The 14793-nt window shown below is 64.8% G+C and carries 13 protein-coding genes; 5 read left to right on the top strand and 8 right to left on the bottom strand.

Annotated elements, in window-relative coordinates:
• Window positions 1-129 precede the first annotated feature (129 nt).
• Window positions 130-1197, bottom strand: a complete 1068-nt coding sequence (locus HGEM_RS09690) for a glycosyltransferase family 2 protein (RefSeq protein WP_195891233.1) — start codon at window positions 1195-1197, stop codon at window positions 130-132.
• Window positions 1190-2335 (bottom strand): glycosyltransferase family 2 protein, encoded by a 1146-nt coding sequence (locus HGEM_RS09685; RefSeq protein ID WP_019128078.1) that lies wholly within the window; start codon window positions 2333-2335, stop codon window positions 1190-1192. The genes HGEM_RS09690 and HGEM_RS09685 overlap by 8 nt, the downstream gene beginning before the upstream one ends.
• Before the next feature lie 163 nt (window positions 2336-2498).
• Here HGEM_RS09685 and HGEM_RS03770 point away from each other — a divergent pair, with 163 nt between their 5' ends.
• The 3 genes from HGEM_RS03770 (at window position 2499) to HGEM_RS03760 (ending at window position 6648) form a co-directional block, all read left to right on the top strand.
• Window positions 2499-3584, top strand: coding sequence for a glycosyltransferase (locus HGEM_RS03770; protein ID WP_081580791.1), 1086 nt, complete (start codon window positions 2499-2501; stop codon window positions 3582-3584).
• 330 nt (window positions 3585-3914) lie between these two features.
• Window positions 3915-5057: a hypothetical protein gene (locus HGEM_RS10330; protein ID WP_019128076.1), complete on the top strand. Its 1143-nt coding sequence runs from the start codon at window positions 3915-3917 to the stop codon at window positions 5055-5057.
• 211 nt (window positions 5058-5268) lie between these two features.
• Window positions 5269-6648 (top strand): hypothetical protein, encoded by a 1380-nt coding sequence (locus tag HGEM_RS03760; protein WP_154646799.1) that lies wholly within the window; start codon window positions 5269-5271, stop codon window positions 6646-6648.
• A 255-nt stretch (window positions 6649-6903) separates the two neighbouring features.
• On the opposite strand, the gene ettA is transcribed toward HGEM_RS03760, so the two are convergent.
• Complete coding sequence (gene ettA, locus HGEM_RS03755) at window positions 6904-8583, bottom strand: energy-dependent translational throttle protein EttA (protein ID WP_019128075.1); 1680 nt, start codon at window positions 8581-8583, stop codon at window positions 6904-6906.
• Between the two features lie 211 nt (window positions 8584-8794).
• Here ettA and HGEM_RS03750 point away from each other — a divergent pair, with 211 nt between their 5' ends.
• Entirely contained in the window at window positions 8795-9598 is an 804-nt protein-coding gene (locus tag HGEM_RS03750) for a tRNA threonylcarbamoyladenosine dehydratase (protein WP_019128074.1), read from the top strand.
• A complete protein-coding gene (locus HGEM_RS03745; RefSeq protein WP_019128073.1) occupies window positions 9595-10365 on the top strand; it encodes a TatD family hydrolase in 771 nt (256 codons plus the stop codon). The genes HGEM_RS03750 and HGEM_RS03745 overlap by 4 nt, the downstream gene beginning before the upstream one ends.
• 48 nt (window positions 10366-10413) lie before the next feature.
• Here the strand turns inward: HGEM_RS03745 and HGEM_RS03740 are convergent, their stop codons facing one another.
• From HGEM_RS03740 to HGEM_RS03720, 5 genes are all read right to left on the bottom strand, one after another.
• Window positions 10414-11250 carry a Cof-type HAD-IIB family hydrolase gene (locus HGEM_RS03740; protein ID WP_019128072.1) on the bottom strand — a complete coding sequence of 279 codons (837 nt, stop codon included), beginning with the start codon at window positions 11248-11250 and terminating at the stop codon, window positions 10414-10416.
• Window positions 11251-11423: 173 nt separating this feature from the next.
• Window positions 11424-12284, bottom strand: a complete 861-nt coding sequence (locus HGEM_RS03735; RefSeq protein WP_019128071.1) for a PfkB family carbohydrate kinase — start codon at window positions 12282-12284, stop codon at window positions 11424-11426.
• 12 nt (window positions 12285-12296) lie between these two features.
• Window positions 12297-13265, bottom strand: a complete 969-nt coding sequence (locus tag HGEM_RS03730) for an SIS domain-containing protein (RefSeq protein WP_019128070.1) — start codon at window positions 13263-13265, stop codon at window positions 12297-12299.
• Window positions 13266-13296: 31 nt separating this feature from the next.
• On the bottom strand, window positions 13297-13950 hold the full coding sequence (gene deoC / locus HGEM_RS03725) for a deoxyribose-phosphate aldolase (RefSeq protein ID WP_019128069.1): 654 nt from the start codon (window positions 13948-13950) through the stop codon (window positions 13297-13299).
• 168 nt (window positions 13951-14118) lie between these two features.
• On the bottom strand, window positions 14119-14790 hold the full coding sequence (locus HGEM_RS03720; protein WP_230197213.1) for an HAD family hydrolase: 672 nt from the start codon (window positions 14788-14790) through the stop codon (window positions 14119-14121).
• Between the last annotated feature and the right edge of the window lie 3 nt (window positions 14791-14793).

Below are 14793 nucleotides of genomic sequence, written 5' to 3'. Positions count from 1 at the left end.
CCTTACGCCCAGCGATATCCTGCACGGTTTCCATGTTTTTGTAGGCGTTACCCCATGACACCGGAAAAGAAGTTCCCAAAAGTGGAACGAACATGCGCAATGATGCGATCGGCAGTTTGGCACCCCGCTCTACCGCAGCACCCGCTGTACGCACGCGCGCAGGCCACGGGTGGCGAGAAAAAAGCGCACGATGTCGATTTTACCCAGCGTGAGGCCCGTGCCCGCGGCGGCAGCGTCGGCAACCTGCTGCGCCGTACGCCGTACGGCCTGCTGCCGGGGGAGCTCCGCCCAAGCTTCCCCATAAACATCCGCCAAAGTCTGCGCAAGACGCGCGACGGCGGCGGCCCCCTCCTTCGCAGGCAAGCGCACGAGGTCGAAGGCGGTCATATCCAAACACCACGTCACCATCTGCGCGGGGCAGAGCGACTCGAGCCCGCGACGCGACCATTCCGCAAAAATCGCCTCGAACGCGCCCAGGTGCTGGGCAACCTTCCGTGCAAGAGCCGACGGGTCGTCCAGCGCGTGTGTGAGCGATCCGCCCACCATGCGGTAGCGGTATAGCTTGTCGGGAATCAGCTCGATACCGTGCGCCACCGGATAAAGCGTGAAGAGAAACGCGGCGTCCTCGCCAAGGCGAACGCCCTCAGGGAACCGCACGAGCTCGCGCTCTTCCAGCGATCGCGTCCACGCCGCCCGCCACGCGTAGGGTTGGGCATGCGCGGAAAACAGCAGCTCGGGCGCGAAAGATGCATAGCTCGCTGCCCTGGGGCTCAAAAGCTCACGGATACGCTCCGACGCCGCGTCCTCCGGCTCGCACACCGCGCCGAACACCACGACCTCGGCGCCGGTGCGCTCAAAAACCTCGACCAAGCGGGCGCAGTGCTCCGGCACAAGTGCATCGTCGGCATCGATCGTGCAGATGATGCGCCCCCGCGCCGCATCGAGCCCCGTGTTGCGCGCGGCGGAAGGACCGGCGTTCTCCTGCGCGATCACGCGAACGCGGGCATCGCGACCAGCAATGCCCTCAAGCACCGCTCGCGAGCCGTCCGTCGAGCCGTCGTCCACGCAGATAAGCTCAAGGTCGCCCATGGTCTGAGAAAGCACCGACTCGACGCTCTCCCCCACCGTGGACGACGCGTTGTACACGGGCATGACGAGCGATACCGCTGGAGCGCGCCCTTCCGCAGGCCTACTCATGGCCCAACCTGTTCCTGGCATACGCAAGCAGAAGCCCCGGCCCGCCGAGCTTGAGATAATGGAGTGCGCGGCCAGCCGGCCCCGCTGTGGCATACGAGGCATTCGCTCGCTCCCACGCCTCGGGATCGCGCAAGATCCCCTTAAGGTTTGCCCGCTTCCACGGCTTCATGTCGTCGAGGGCGACCTCCCCCGCGTCGAGCGCCCGACGGTACTCGGCCGCCATACGCTCCAGAAACTCAACATGGAATTGCGGGGCCAAGCGCACGTAGCTCCACATATAGGAATCGTATTTTGCAACAAGCGCACTACGCAGAAGGCGCGCGGCCGCGTCTGCCCCAAAGCGAGCGGGCGCTTCCGCGCTCAACCAACGCTCGATCTCGGCATACTCCTCGCACACGCAATACACCTTGTTGGACGCGTTGACCGAAGAGCCTTCGTTATCTTGCCGGTATGCGAGCACGGGATCGTGCACGTACACCACGCGTTCCGCGCAGGCATACGCCTTGAACGAGAACGACGTGTCCTGGAACGCCGCACCTGGCGTGGGCAGGAAGCGAATGCCGTTCTCGGCAAGGAACGCACGCCGGTAGACGGCCGACCAGATGGAGGGCTTTTGCCCGAAGATAAACGGATCCTCGCGGGGGCGCACCGGAACACCGCAGCGCTCCGCACGCGCGACCTCGAAGAACTCACGGCGCTCCTGCGGAGTCGACCAGTACAGGTCGAAATTGCCCTTGGCAATCATGGCGTCCGCATTCTCGGCGGCTGCAACGAGCATCTCGAGCGCACGGGGATACATGATGTCGTCCGGCTCCAGGATGGCGATGTAGGCACCGCGCGCAGCATCGAGCCCTCGGTTCATAGAATCCCCGTAACCTGAATTAGCCTTGGTGATGACCCGGATGCGCTCGTCTTCGGCAGCCGCGCGAGCAATGATCTGGGGCGAACCGTCGGTCGAGCCGTCGTCGATGCAGATGATCTCGATGTCTCGAAGCGTCTGCGCGCGCGCCGAGGCGATGCTCTCCTCGAGATAGCGCTCGACGTTGTAGATAGGCATGAGCAACGAGGCCACGGGCGCGGCAGCGTTCCCGGACGCCCTGTCCCCTGCCGCGGCTGCATCGGCTGGCGAGATACCCACAAACCCCTCCTTCTTCATATAGCTAAGCACGGCCCCATGATACCGCGTCGGTGCGCCCGCAGCGAGGCGTCACACTGACGAGCGCACGTTTCGCGGAATTTGGCGGGGGATGCGGGGCCGGAGGCCCGGAAAAGCGCTCTCGCGTATAATGGGGAGGCCCGGGATGGACCGGGAACCATGCTCCGGCACGAGGAAAGGGGCGGCGCGGGTGAGCGCAGCAGCCAACACATCGAATGCGCCCGCCGGCGGCGCTCAGGAACATCTCGACCGCTTGGCCATCGTCGTGGTCACGTATAAGCGGCAAGAGCTTCTCTCTCGCCTCTTCGATTCTTTCGCCACCCTCACGCAGGCGCCGTGGCGCATCATCGTCATCGACAACGAGGCATCCCCTGCAACCGAAGCGCTCGTGCACAGCGCGAACAAGCGCTTCGCCGAGCTCTGGGGCGCCGCAGATGCCGATGCGCTCGGTGGGACGGACCGCATGATCTGCGTGCCTCAATATGAGAACACCGGTGGCGCGGGCGGATTCTCAGCTGGCGTGCAGCACGCTTGGAAGCTCGGTGCCCAGTGGTTCTGGGTCATGGACGACGACGTGGAGGTCATGCCCGAGGCCATCGACCGCCTCGCCCGCTGGGGAGCGCGCTACCAGGTGGTGCAGGGATCGCGTCTCGATTACGACGACGGTCCTTTCTATTGGCAGTACCAGCAGCTTCTGCGCCTTGGCATCCCCAACCCGCTGGCTCCCGCAGACCTTGGGCCGGAGGGCTACAAGCGCATGAACTCGCTTTGCTTCGAAGGAGGCCTCTTCTCGCGCGATGTGGTGCGAAAGATCGGTTTTCCCGATGCCCGCTTCTTCATCTACGGCGACGACGCCTGCTACGGCTACCTTGCATCGAAGGTGACCGAATGCGTGGTGGTTGCCGACCTTATCCTCAAGCGCAGCCGCGTGGTCTCAAACTGGGATATCGCGGGAAAGCGGCAGCTCAACAGCACGAGCGACACCAACCGCTTCTACATCATGCGCAATCGCGGGTTCCTAGCGCGCTATCTGCGCGAGCATGGCGACTATCATCGCGTGCTCTATGGCGTGGGAACGTTCGCGACCTTTTCGAAGGAGCTCATCCGCCTGGCCGTAGTCGACCGTACCTTCAAGACGGGCATTGCGCAGCTTGTGCGCGGTATGCGCGCGGCACGACGCATCTATCGCGATCGCGATTGGACACCCATGCCGCCGCTTGACGAAGCGTAGCATCCCCCACCACCGATACCGCGCGGATTCTCCCTGCGTGCGCCCGCTTCCCATCCCCAGTGAGCATCAACGCCCCGCGGTCTCCCGTGCGCACCCGGCCCTGCGCGCACCGCTCCCCCGTGCGCCGACCCCCGCGCGCACCGCCTGAATATGCATGCTCGCGACATGCGCCTGCCCCCCTTCACAACCCCTTCATCTGTTCGCTGTCTTTCTGTTGACTTCCACATGGAGCGGACAATGCCGTGCACGCCGGGTAGGAGAGATGTATAACGAACACGCGCGGGCCGAGGGGCGGCATCGCGCTCTATAGACATTCAAACGGGAGGCACCATGGCACCCGATGCATATGAGGAGTTCACCGATCGGCAGCGGACGCGCGTGGTCAGGCGCGAGAGCGACGACCAGGCCGCAACCGAGGCATCTATTGGCAACACGCAATCGTTTTCCAAGCATAAGGAGCGTCTGTTCGACGACCTCTCGATTGCCCAAATCATCGCGGGAGCGGCCGCAGCCGCCACCTCGGTGGTGCTCGCATCGAGGATCGGCATCGCTGGCTCGGTAATCGGCGCCGCAGTAAGCTCCGTCGTGACGGTGGTCTCATCCCAGCTATACCGTCGCTTTCTCACGGCAAGCGCCGAGAAGCTCAAGAAGAACGTCGTCGCGCCCGCAATCGGCGACGACCGGCACTCGGCGCGGGGAAAGCGGTCGGGCTCCTCATACCATGCGGGCGACCAAGGCGTCACCCAACCGATAGCGCCCGACCCGATCGATATCTCCAGCGGGCAGGCCACCACCTGGACATCGTATGGAAGCGCGAGCGGCTACGCGCGGGAAGCCGGAGGCACTCCAACCGCCTACGCCTCACAGGGCGCGCGGAACGGTGCCGCAGCGAGCGCGGGCTCGGGAACGAGAATTGCACCGAAGCGGCTCCAAGCACGCGCCGTGGCTGAGCGCTCGGCTACCCAGCGCAAGGTTGTCGCGTTCTCGATCATCTCGGCCGTAGTGGCGCTCGTCGCCTGCACCGCGGTGATACTCGTCCTCACCGCTGGCGAGGGCCTGGGCACGAGAACCACGCCCATCTTCACCCCTGCAACCGAAGAGCTTGACACCTCCGCCGATGCCACCGTAGACACCTTGGAGAACGGCACTTCCTCTGATGAAGAGTCACAAGCTGCAACGGGATCAGAATCCAATCCGGGCACGGCAAGCGACGGCACCTCGGCCGATTCGCCATCGACTCCGAGCGCGAGCGACCCTGCCACCGGCGGCTCCGGAGATGGAACGCAAGGAAGCGGATCGGACGCAACACCGGAAGACGGTACGGATAGCTCCGGAAGCGGCGACGGCACGTCGGGCGGCACCGGCGGTTCGCAATCCGGCACGTCGGGCGGCACCGGAGGCGGCACGAGCAGCGGAGCCACGGGACAGACGCCCGCGGCGGGGACGACGACCGGCGCCGCCGCATCTCGATAGGCGCCGCGAGCCTCCGATCGCCTGAGCGTCCGAGGCAATAGGTGCCCGCACGAGCCCGAGCGTCCGAATCCGTCACGGTGCCTGTTGCATCGTCGAAAATAGGCGCCCGAGTGCCTGAACGTCCGAGGCGAGAGGTGCCCGGCGAGCCCGAGTGTCCAAGGCGAGCGCCGATGCTAAGATGCTAGGGGAACATACTACGAAAGAGGCGCCCATGTCATCGCAGCAACAACCGCAGCTTAGCCAAGGCAATCGCATGTACCTGTATCGCATGCTGAAGGCCGCCATCGGAACCGGACGGCAAACGTTTATCACGCAAATCGAAGAAGCACTCGCCGCCGACGGGCTCGCCGCCGAGGACATGGGGTTTGCCGACGCGCGCGCCCTCATGGAGGCGCTGGGCGATATAGTGACGCTCACTGTCTTCAAGGGAGGCCGCGTCTACGCAACGCTTGTTGCCCAGCCGGAATGGGACGAAGCGCTCGAATCCGCCGACGACTCCCCCAAACCCGCCGGCGGCAAATCCGCGGGAAAGCCCTGGAAGCGCAAGAAGGGCGCACGCGGCCTCAAGCCGGTTCGGCCGCGCATCGTTCCGCGCGAGACGGCCGATGAGCCCGCCAATGTGGAAACCGCCGAATCCGCGAGCGCCGAGCAGGAAACCCCTGTGGCTTTGTCGGAAACTCCTGCAACCTCGCAGGAAGCCCCCGCGCGCGCTCCAGAAGCCCTCGTGGCCCCAGAGGGGAGCGCCGAGGCCGACGTGCCCGCAACCCGCGAAGCCGCTGCAGATGCTTCAGGCGAAGCAGCCTCGCATGACGCCGAGGAGCCTACCAAGCACGCGGCAAGCGAAACCGATGGTGCCGAGCAACGAGGACCGTCAATGTCCGCGAAAGGCGATGGGCTGGAACCGTCTGGGGCGGCAACCGATTCCGAAGAGAACCCATCTGCCACGGCAGACGATGCGGGGATAGGGTCACCTGAACCCGCAAGCAACGTTCAGCAAGAGCGTGCCGAGACAACGAACAACGCCGTGCAAGAGACCGCGGGAGCCACAAGCGGCGAGGCGCCCGAGGCAACGGTGCGCGCCCCTGAACCGGCCTTCTCGCTCACGGTCACCTTCGACCCGGACCGCGCCGATGCCGGCGTGACCACGCTGGAATCGACTCCGGTCACAAACGACGCGTCAACCGCCGAGACCGCGGCGGAGGCCCCGTCAGGCGGCAAGCCGGGAGCAAGCGAGGCCGCAGCCGACGAGCCCGAGGCTAAAGCGGCGGATTCCAATGCCGCGACCGCCGGGCCACGCCCCGTCGACCTCAGCATGTATCCTCAAGACTTCGCCGCAGAGGTGTACTGCCCCGCTTCAATCATGGCCGAACTCGCCGCCCTGCTGCCCTATGGAGCCGATGCGCTCGGCATTGCCGGCGAGTACTTCTACATCGCCTGCCTGCGCGGCACCGCCGACCTGAGCCGCGGCGGGGCATCGTTCCCCCTTTACTACCTACACGATGGTGAGCGCCATGCGGCAACGGTACGCCTGAAGAAGCGCGCGGTGAGCAACCTCGCGTGGGCTATCGACGCTGTCGAGATCGATAGGTAATCGGCCCGCCGGCGCGGCGTGTTGCCAATCGCACAACGCGTTGCCACGTGCGCGATGCGTTGCCGCGAGCACGACAGTTGCCGCGCGCACCATCGAGTGCCCACCCGCTCGTTGCCGGGCGCTTTTTGGACGCTCAAATGAATGTCGGGCGACATTCGGACATTGAGGCCCCCCATTTTGTCCAAATGTCGCCCGATAACGAGCTCACTGTCCGGATCTCGCCCGACAACGGGCCTGCTGTCCGGATCTCGCCCGTTAATCGCGGGTGAGCTTGCGATGGATGCGATGCGGCTTGGCGGCGTCCTCGCCCAGGCGCGCCACACGGTTTTCCTGGTACGCGGCGAAGTTCCCCTCGAACCAATACCAGTTGCCCGGGTTCTCGTCCGAACCCTCCCATGCCAAGATATGCGTAGCCACACGGTCAAGGAACATGCGGTCGTGGCTAATGACCACGGAGCAGCCGGGGAATTCGAGCAGCGCCGCCTCGAGTGACGAGAGCGTTTCCACGTCGAGGTCGTTCGTGGGCTCGTCGAGCAGCAGCAGATTACCGCCCTGCTTCAAGGTGAGCGCCAGGTTCAGGCGGTTGCGCTCGCCGCCGGAAAGCACGCCGGCGCGCTTCTGCTGATCTTGCCCCTTGAAGCCAAAGCTCGCCACGTACGCGCGGCTCGGCACCTCGGTCTCGCCGACGATCATCTTGTCGGTGCCGCCCGAAACGACTTCCCAGAGCGTCTTGTCTGCATCGATGCCCGCACGCCCCTGGTCAACATACGAGATCTTGACGGTCTCGCCCAGCTCGATCGCACCAGACGTGGGCTTCTCTTCCCCGATAATCATCTTGAAGAGCGTCGACTTGCCCACGCCGTTGGGGCCGATCACGCCCACGATGCCGTTGCGCGGCAGGCTAAAGGAGAGGTCGTCGATGAGCACGCGGCCGTCGAACTCCTTGTGCAGGTGCTCGACCTCGAGCACCTTCGCGCCCAAGCGCGGCCCCACGGGAATGCGGATGTCCGTCCAGTCGAGCTTCTGGCTTGCGCGGGCCTCGGCCTCCATCTCCTCATAGCGGGCAAGACGCGCCTTGTTCTTGGCCTGGCGCGCCTTGGGGCTCGAGCGCACCCACTCGAGCTCAGACGCCATGCGCTTAGCGAGCTTGGCGTCGCGCTGGCCCTGCGCGGCGATGCGCGCCGCCTTGGTCTCGAGATAGGTGGAGTAGTTGCCCTTATAGGGATAGAGGTGCCCGCGGTCGACCTCGCAAATCCACTCGGCCACGTTATCGAGGAAGTAGCGGTCGTGCGTGACGGCGAGCACGGCGCCCTGGTAGTTCTTGAGGAAATGCTCGAGCCAGAGCACGGACTCGGCGTCCAGATGGTTCGTGGGCTCGTCCAAGAGCAGCAGGTCGGGCGCCTCGAGCAGGAGCTTGCAAAGGGCCACGCGACGGCGCTCGCCGCCGGAGAGCACCTTCACCGGCATGTCGGAATCGGGCAGCTGGAGGGCGTCCATCGCCTGACCGAGCTTGGAATCGATGTCCCAGCCATCGGCCGCATCGATCTCGTCCTGGAGCTTGCCCATCTCGGCCATGAGGGCGTCGAAGTCCGCATCGGGCTCGGCCATCTCCTCGCCGATCTTGTTGAAGCGGTCTACCTTGGCGAGCAGGTCGCCGAAGGCCATGCGCACATTCTCGATAACGGTCTTATCGTCGTCGAGCGGCGGCTCCTGCTCCAGGAGCCCTACAGTGTAGCCGGGCGTGAGGCGGGCATCGCCGTTGGACACCTCCTCCTTACCTGCCATGATCTTGAGCAGGGTCGACTTGCCCATGCCGTTGGGTCCCACAACGCCGATCTTCGCGCCCGGGTAGAACGAGAGGGTCACGTCGTCGAGAATGACCTTGTCGCCATGCGCTTTGCGCGCCTGGTACATCTGGTAGATGAACTCTGCCATATAAAAACTCCCTGCTATCCAAAGCATCTTATCGGTGTATCTTCGGTATCGTCTCAAACCTGCATCGCCGCGGGAATGGCTAAGGGCGCTCTCCATTCCGAAACCATCAGCGAGCCGCGGCCGAGCAGGACGACGGACCGCGCCGCGCAGGACGGCGGGCCGTAGCCGCGCAGCGCAACAGGCGGCGGGCGCGCCCTGCTACAATGTACGCATGAACGAAGAAACGGCTACATCTCGGCTCGAAGCCCTCTGGGGCACCGCGGGACTCGCGCGTCAGCGGGCCGCGACCGTCATGGTCGTGGGCGCGGGCGGCGTGGGCTCGAACTGCATCGAGGCGCTCGCGCGCGGCGCTGTAGGAACGATTATCGTCGTCGACGGCGACGAGGTCGCGCCGAGCAACATTAACCGGCAGGCGCTCGCTTGGTCGGAAACGATCGGCATGCGCAAAGTCGACGCGGCGCACTTGCTCATCCAGCGCATCAATCCGGACATCCGCGTCATCACACGCGGGTCCTTCGTGCTGCCCGGCGACGTCGCCGCGCTCATCGAGGACGTGCGCACGGAGGCGGGCGGGCACATCGATTACCTCATCGACGCCATCGATACCATCTCAACGAAACTCGAGCTTGCCACTTATGCCGAACGTGCGGAAATCCCCATCGTGAGCAGCATGGGAGGCGCAATGAAACTCTACCCCGAGCGGCTCCGCTTCGCAGACATCTACGAGACGAGCGGCGATGCCCTCGCGCGCGTCATCCGCAAGGGCTGCCGCAAGCGCGGCATCCGTCACCTCGACGTGCTGTACTCCCCCGAAGCACCCATCGTCGCGCCCAAACTCCCAGCACGTACCGAGCGCGACGGCGGCCGACCGCCTCTCGGTACGACCTCCTACCTGCCACCCATCATGGGGCAGATGCTCGCCGGCTTTGTCCTGCGCCGAATCGCAGGCGTGGAGGATACCCTCAGGGCGAGCGCGGCGGGCTGCGGACGTGAAAACATGGGCGGCGGAGCATGATGCGCTTTGTCGACATGCACTGCCATCTCGACCTCATGACCAACGGAGTCGAAATCGCCCGCGCGGCCCATGCGGAGGGCATCGGGTTTTTCTGCACGACCGTCACCCCGCATGATGCCGTGGCTGCACACGAACGCTTCTCGTGCTACCCGAACGTCCGCGTGGGGTCAGGCCTCCATCCCTGGTGGCTCGCAGACGGCACCTGCGGCGACGCCGACGTTGGGCTGCTGGAGGAGCTGGCGGCGCGGGCGCGCTACATAGGCGAAGTGGGGCTCGATGCCGGCAAGCGCGGAGCGGAGAGCATCGAGGCGCAGGCGGCCGCCTTTGAGCGAACCATGCGCACGGTCTCCGAACACCCGCTTCCCAGGCGCGTCATATCCATTCATGCCATCAGGTCCGCGAGCCGCGTGCTCGACATCCTCGAGCACACTGGCGCCGCCCGGAGCGCCACCTGCGTCCTGCACTGGTTCAGTGGCACCAGCGACGAGCTTTGGCGCGCGGTTCGCCTGGGCTGCCTCTTCTCAATAAACGAGCATATGCTCGCCACGAAGCGCGGCCGGGAGTACGCGCGCATCCTGCCCGGCGATCGCCTGCTGCTCGAAACGGACGCACCGCCCCAGCTGGGAAATCCTTACCGGCTGGACGCCATCGAGCGCTCGCTCGCCTCGACCCTCGAGCAGCTCGCGCAGATTCGCAGGGTCAATGCCGCAACGCTCGGCGCCCAGATCGCCGACCGCAGCACGCGCCTGCTCGACTTCGCGAGCTGAAGCCGCGCACAGCCAAGAGACGCCTCGCGCGCCGCTTCGACCAGCCCCTCAGCGCACCAGCTCCTCGAGGGCGGCGGCGATGCCGTCCTCGTTGTTCGAAAGCGTGACCATATCCGCCGCGCTCTTCACCTCGTCGGTTGCATTCGCCATCGCAACGCCCACGCCCGCAAGCCGCAGCATGGGAATATCGTTCTGGCCGTCACCGAACGCCACGAGCTCGGACGGGTCGATGCCGCGCTCGGGCAGCGCCACGGAGAGGGCACGCGCCTTATCGATGCCCTGAGCCGTGAACTCGAAGTAGAAATCAGCGGTGAACATGCAACTCAGCTTATCGACGAACGGGGCGGCCATCGCCTCGTGATGCTCGGACAAGTACGTATCCGTGCCCGCCGTGAGAATCTTGTTCTGCGGCGTGATGCACCAGTCGAGAAGCGAATGCACCTCGTGGATGCGCAGGTCGCAGGCATCGCGCTCGTATTTGACGATGTTCTTCGGCGCGCCCTTGTGGTAGATGGTGCAGCGATAGGCATCCTCGATATAGAGGCGATCGGCATCGACGAGCATGGGAATGACGTCGAAGCCCCGCAGGTGCTCGAGCACCGCGCGCGCCTCCTCCACAGGAATCGCCTGATTGAACAGGAGCTCGCCCGAGGTCGCATCGCGTACCTGCGATCCGTTGTAGGCCACGAGCATCCCGTGGTACCGGTCGAGCTCGAGCTCATGAGCAAGTGCGCGCAAGCCGTGTGCAGGGCGCCCCGAAGCCAGGATGAGCGTGATGCCCGCCCGCGCAGCGGCAAGCAACGCCTCCTTCGTGCGCGGCGTGATGCGCTTCTCGTCGTTGGTAAGCGTACCGTCGATATCGAGCGCGATGGCCTTGATGGACATGGGAGCCTTTCCTTTCCGTTCCGAATCTGTTGTCGCGAAGAAGAGCGATCGCCTCGAGTGCCGCCCCCTGAAATCCGGGCAGGAGTTGGCACGCTACTCGACCGCTTTCTCGATGAGCGCCTCATTTCCTGCCAGGTTTTCCAAGCGAGCAAGAAACGAGACGGTGCCGCGCGCTATGCGAAGCGCTTGGGATGACCCCACGCGCCCTCGATACCGCATACCTCGGCGGCAAAGGCGGCAGCCCCGTCGAGCGCGCGGGCAATGGCCTCGTCGCGCGCCTCTCTCCGCTTGCAAGCATCGAGATATCCTAGCAGAAACGACGCGATGAACGAATCGCCGGCACCCATCGTGTCGCGCACCGTCGTGGCAGGCTTGATGGGCTGCTCGAAGAAGCGGTCGCCATCGAACGCGACCGATCCACGTTCGCCCCGTGTCACCACAGCGATGCCAGGTCCCAGGCTGCAGAGCCAGCGAAGGCGCTCGCCCACCATCTCGTCGCTCGCCTCGTCTTCTGCGGAGTAGAAGGCGAAGTCCACGAACGGCGCCACGTCCTCCACATACGCATCGACGGAGTCCTCCGAGAAGTCGAAGCTCACCGGCACGCCTGCTGCGCGCACCACCGGCAGTTCGCGCTCTGTGAAGCAATAGCTGCCGGTATGCAGCACATCGAAACCTCGCACGTATTCGAGGGCAAAGCGATCGAGCACATAACGCGACCTCCCGCGGATCCCGCCTTGGTTCGAACCGAGGAACACGCGCTCGCCCGCCTCCACCGTCACGCTCGACGCGCCGTTCTCGCCAAGCTCCTGCCGGCAGCGCACGAGCTCCACACCTTCATCGACAAGGCTCCCGATCACGTGCTCGGCAGCTTCGTCCGTGCCGAAGATGCCCATGTACGCGGAGCGCGCCGCCCCGAGACGCCGCGCGTACACCGCGACGTTCGCGGCGTTGCCGCCGGGGTACATGATGCCCAGGTGCTCATAGCGGTCGACGACGTTATCCCCAAAGCCCAGGATCGAGACGTCGAATCCCATGACGACCCCCCCCTAGTACGAAACGACTCCCATGTAGCGGCGATAATCCGGATCATGGTCGAACACCTTGCCGCGCGCGGCGCGCAGCTCGACGTTCATGGCATAGAAGAGCACGGGGTCGAGATAGGCGCGTACGCTCGCCGGCACCTTGTCCATTCCGTACTCGAGGGCGTCGAGCACCATGAGCGTGTCGGTATGGTCGCTCAGGAACGCGAGCGCGCGCTCGTCCATGGTGCGGTACTCGCTCGATCCCATCTGCAAAAAATAGAACACACCGGGTTCCGTGACCTCGAAAGGCCCGTGGAAGTACTCGCCCGAATGGATATAGCTGCAGCTCTGCCACTGCATCTCCATGAGCGAGCAGATGGCGAAGCCATAGGTCTGGCAGAAGTTGGGGCCGGAACCCAAGATGTAGAGGAACGGATGATTCTGGCAAAGCGCCGCGAAGCGCTCCCCCAGCTCCGCGTTCACCTTCTCGCGCGCCGCGGGCAGCACCTCATCCATCGTATCGACACCCCGGTAGAGGTCGGGAAGATCGGCGAAGCCCTCCTGCTGATCGAGCAGCTCGGCGGCAAGAAGCGGCGCGATACCCGAGGGCACCTCGCTCGCGGGGACGTCGGCTCCCCACGGATACACCCAGCACGTCCACGCACCCTGCGCGATCTTGGACTCCGCGCCGTCGGTGAGCGCGACGACCTCGGCACCGCGCTCGCAAGCGAGATGGCACGCATCGAGCACCTCTGGCGTGTTGCCGCTATGGCTGCACGCGACCACGAGGCTGTGCTCGCCCAAGCGCTTCGGCGCGGCGATGCAGAACTCGCGCGCCGTGTAGGCCCCCGAAACGATGCGCCTCGCCTCGCGCTCGAGCAGCATATGGGCCGGCAGCAGATCGATGAGCGAGCCGCCGCAGGCGACCCAATACACCTCCTCGATCGCCCCGCGCTTCTCGATGATGTCCTTGATGAGATTGAACGGCTTCATGATGTCCCCTTTCACATGCCGCGTCGACCCCTTATGCCCCGGCGGCGCGCTCCCCCTCGACAATCGCGATGCCCGCCGTCGCGCCGAGCGCGCTCGCCCCCGCCTCGATGAACGCTTTCGCCTGCTCATACGTGCGAATTCCGCCCGCCGCCTTCACCTGCACCTTGTCGCCGAGCACCTCGGCCATAAGGCGCACGTCATCGAGCGTCGCCTGGTACGGGCGACCGGACGAGGTCTTGAGAAACGCAGGGCGCGCCTTGAGCGCAATCTCGCAAACGCGCCGCTTGTCTGCCTCGGATTCGAGCTTCGGCATCTCGACGATGACCTTGTCGCGCATGCCGTGCGCACGGCAGAACTCCGCCACACCGCGCATCTCGCGCTCGATGGCATCGAAGTCGCGCTCATCCACGGCGCGCTGATTCAGCACGTAGTCGATCTCCGTAAACCCGGCCTGCGCATAGCGCTCGAATTCCGGCAGCTCCTCCTCGAGCGTGAGCGCGCCCTCGGGAAAGTCGATGGCGCCCGCGACGATGACCTCTGTGCCCGCGAGCATCTCGCAGGCATGTTCGTAGGTATCGGGATCGGCAAAGACGCAGCGGAAGCCGTAACGGCGCGCTTTTTCAAGGTAATCGTCGAACGTGTCGTTCGGATCGTCGATGTAGTCGATGTATGAGTTGATACCCATGTTGCGGTCTCCTTTCGAACCATATCAGGCCTGGGCAACCCTTGCTCGGCGCCTCGAAATCCAGACAGGAGCTGGCGCGTAGTCGCAGCATGTTCAAAAGCACACGCCAAGTTCTGCCCGCATTCCCGCGCACCGGGGTCTCGCGAACGGAAAGGACAATGGATCCGCTTATGCGGGGACGTACTCCAGGATGGCGCCAATAACGCCCGGTATCTCGTTCACCATAACGTCTGCTCCCCGCTGCGTGAACCCGAAGCGCTCCTCACGCTTGGCAATCGTGTAGAGCCCGGCGCGGCGGGCGGCCTCGATGCCGGGATCGGAATCCTCGACGGCGCAGCACGCTTCGGCAGGAAGACCGAGTTTACCCAACGTGAGCAGATAGATCTCGGGGTTCGGCTTGCTCTGCGTGAGCTCGTCGCCGCTTTCCACCACCTCGAAGAAGCCTGCGATGCCGCATTCCTCGAGCACCTTTTCGATATGATCGAGCGGCGAGGACGAAGCGACCGCCAAGCGGTATCCCAGGTGCTTGAGCTCCTCTAGGGTTTCGGGCACGCCAGGGTTCATGATCTCGCGGTAGCTGATGGGATGGCTGTCCCAAAACGCATCCTCAAGCCGCTCGATCGCCTCGCCGTCCATCTTCTCGCCGCGGGAGCGCTCCCACCACGCAGCATAGAACTGGCGCTCCACCTTGCGTGACGAGCCGGCAAGCATGTCGAACTCCTCGGAGGAGACCTCGACGCCCTGCGCCTCGAAGAATGCCTCGTGAACGCGGCGGTAGGCCGCCTCGGAATCTACCAGCACGCCATCCATGTCAAAGATGACCGCCTCAAGCTGTTGCACGAA

Source organism: Enorma massiliensis phI (assembly GCF_000311845.1).
GTDB lineage: Bacteria > Actinomycetota > Coriobacteriia > Coriobacteriales > Coriobacteriaceae > Enorma > Enorma massiliensis.
Note: the sequence above shows the minus strand (reverse complement) of the source record. Positions and strands in the feature narration are given on the sequence as shown.

Excerpts from the sequence above, each read along its gene's own strand:
- HGEM_RS09690 (WP_195891233.1), bottom strand. The coding sequence starts at position 1,197 with ATGAGTAGGCCTGCGGAAGGGCGCGCTCCAGCGGTATCGCTCGTCATG.
- HGEM_RS03770 (WP_081580791.1), top strand. The coding sequence starts at position 2,499 with ATGGACCGGGAACCATGCTCCGGCACGAGGAAAGGGGCGGCGCGGGTG.
- HGEM_RS10330 (WP_019128076.1), top strand. The coding sequence starts at position 3,915 with ATGGCACCCGATGCATATGAGGAGTTCACCGATCGGCAGCGGACGCGC.
- HGEM_RS03760 (WP_154646799.1), top strand. The coding sequence starts at position 5,269 with ATGTCATCGCAGCAACAACCGCAGCTTAGCCAAGGCAATCGCATGTAC.
- ettA (WP_019128075.1), bottom strand. The coding sequence starts at position 8,583 with ATGGCAGAGTTCATCTACCAGATGTACCAGGCGCGCAAAGCGCATGGC.
- HGEM_RS03750 (WP_019128074.1), top strand. The coding sequence starts at position 8,795 with ATGAACGAAGAAACGGCTACATCTCGGCTCGAAGCCCTCTGGGGCACC.
- HGEM_RS03745 (WP_019128073.1), top strand. The coding sequence starts at position 9,595 with ATGATGCGCTTTGTCGACATGCACTGCCATCTCGACCTCATGACCAAC.
- HGEM_RS03740 (WP_019128072.1), bottom strand. The coding sequence starts at position 11,250 with ATGTCCATCAAGGCCATCGCGCTCGATATCGACGGTACGCTTACCAAC.
- HGEM_RS03735 (WP_019128071.1), bottom strand. The coding sequence starts at position 12,284 with ATGGGATTCGACGTCTCGATCCTGGGCTTTGGGGATAACGTCGTCGAC.
- HGEM_RS03730 (WP_019128070.1), bottom strand. The coding sequence starts at position 13,265 with ATGAAGCCGTTCAATCTCATCAAGGACATCATCGAGAAGCGCGGGGCG.
- deoC (WP_019128069.1), bottom strand. The coding sequence starts at position 13,950 with ATGGGTATCAACTCATACATCGACTACATCGACGATCCGAACGACACG.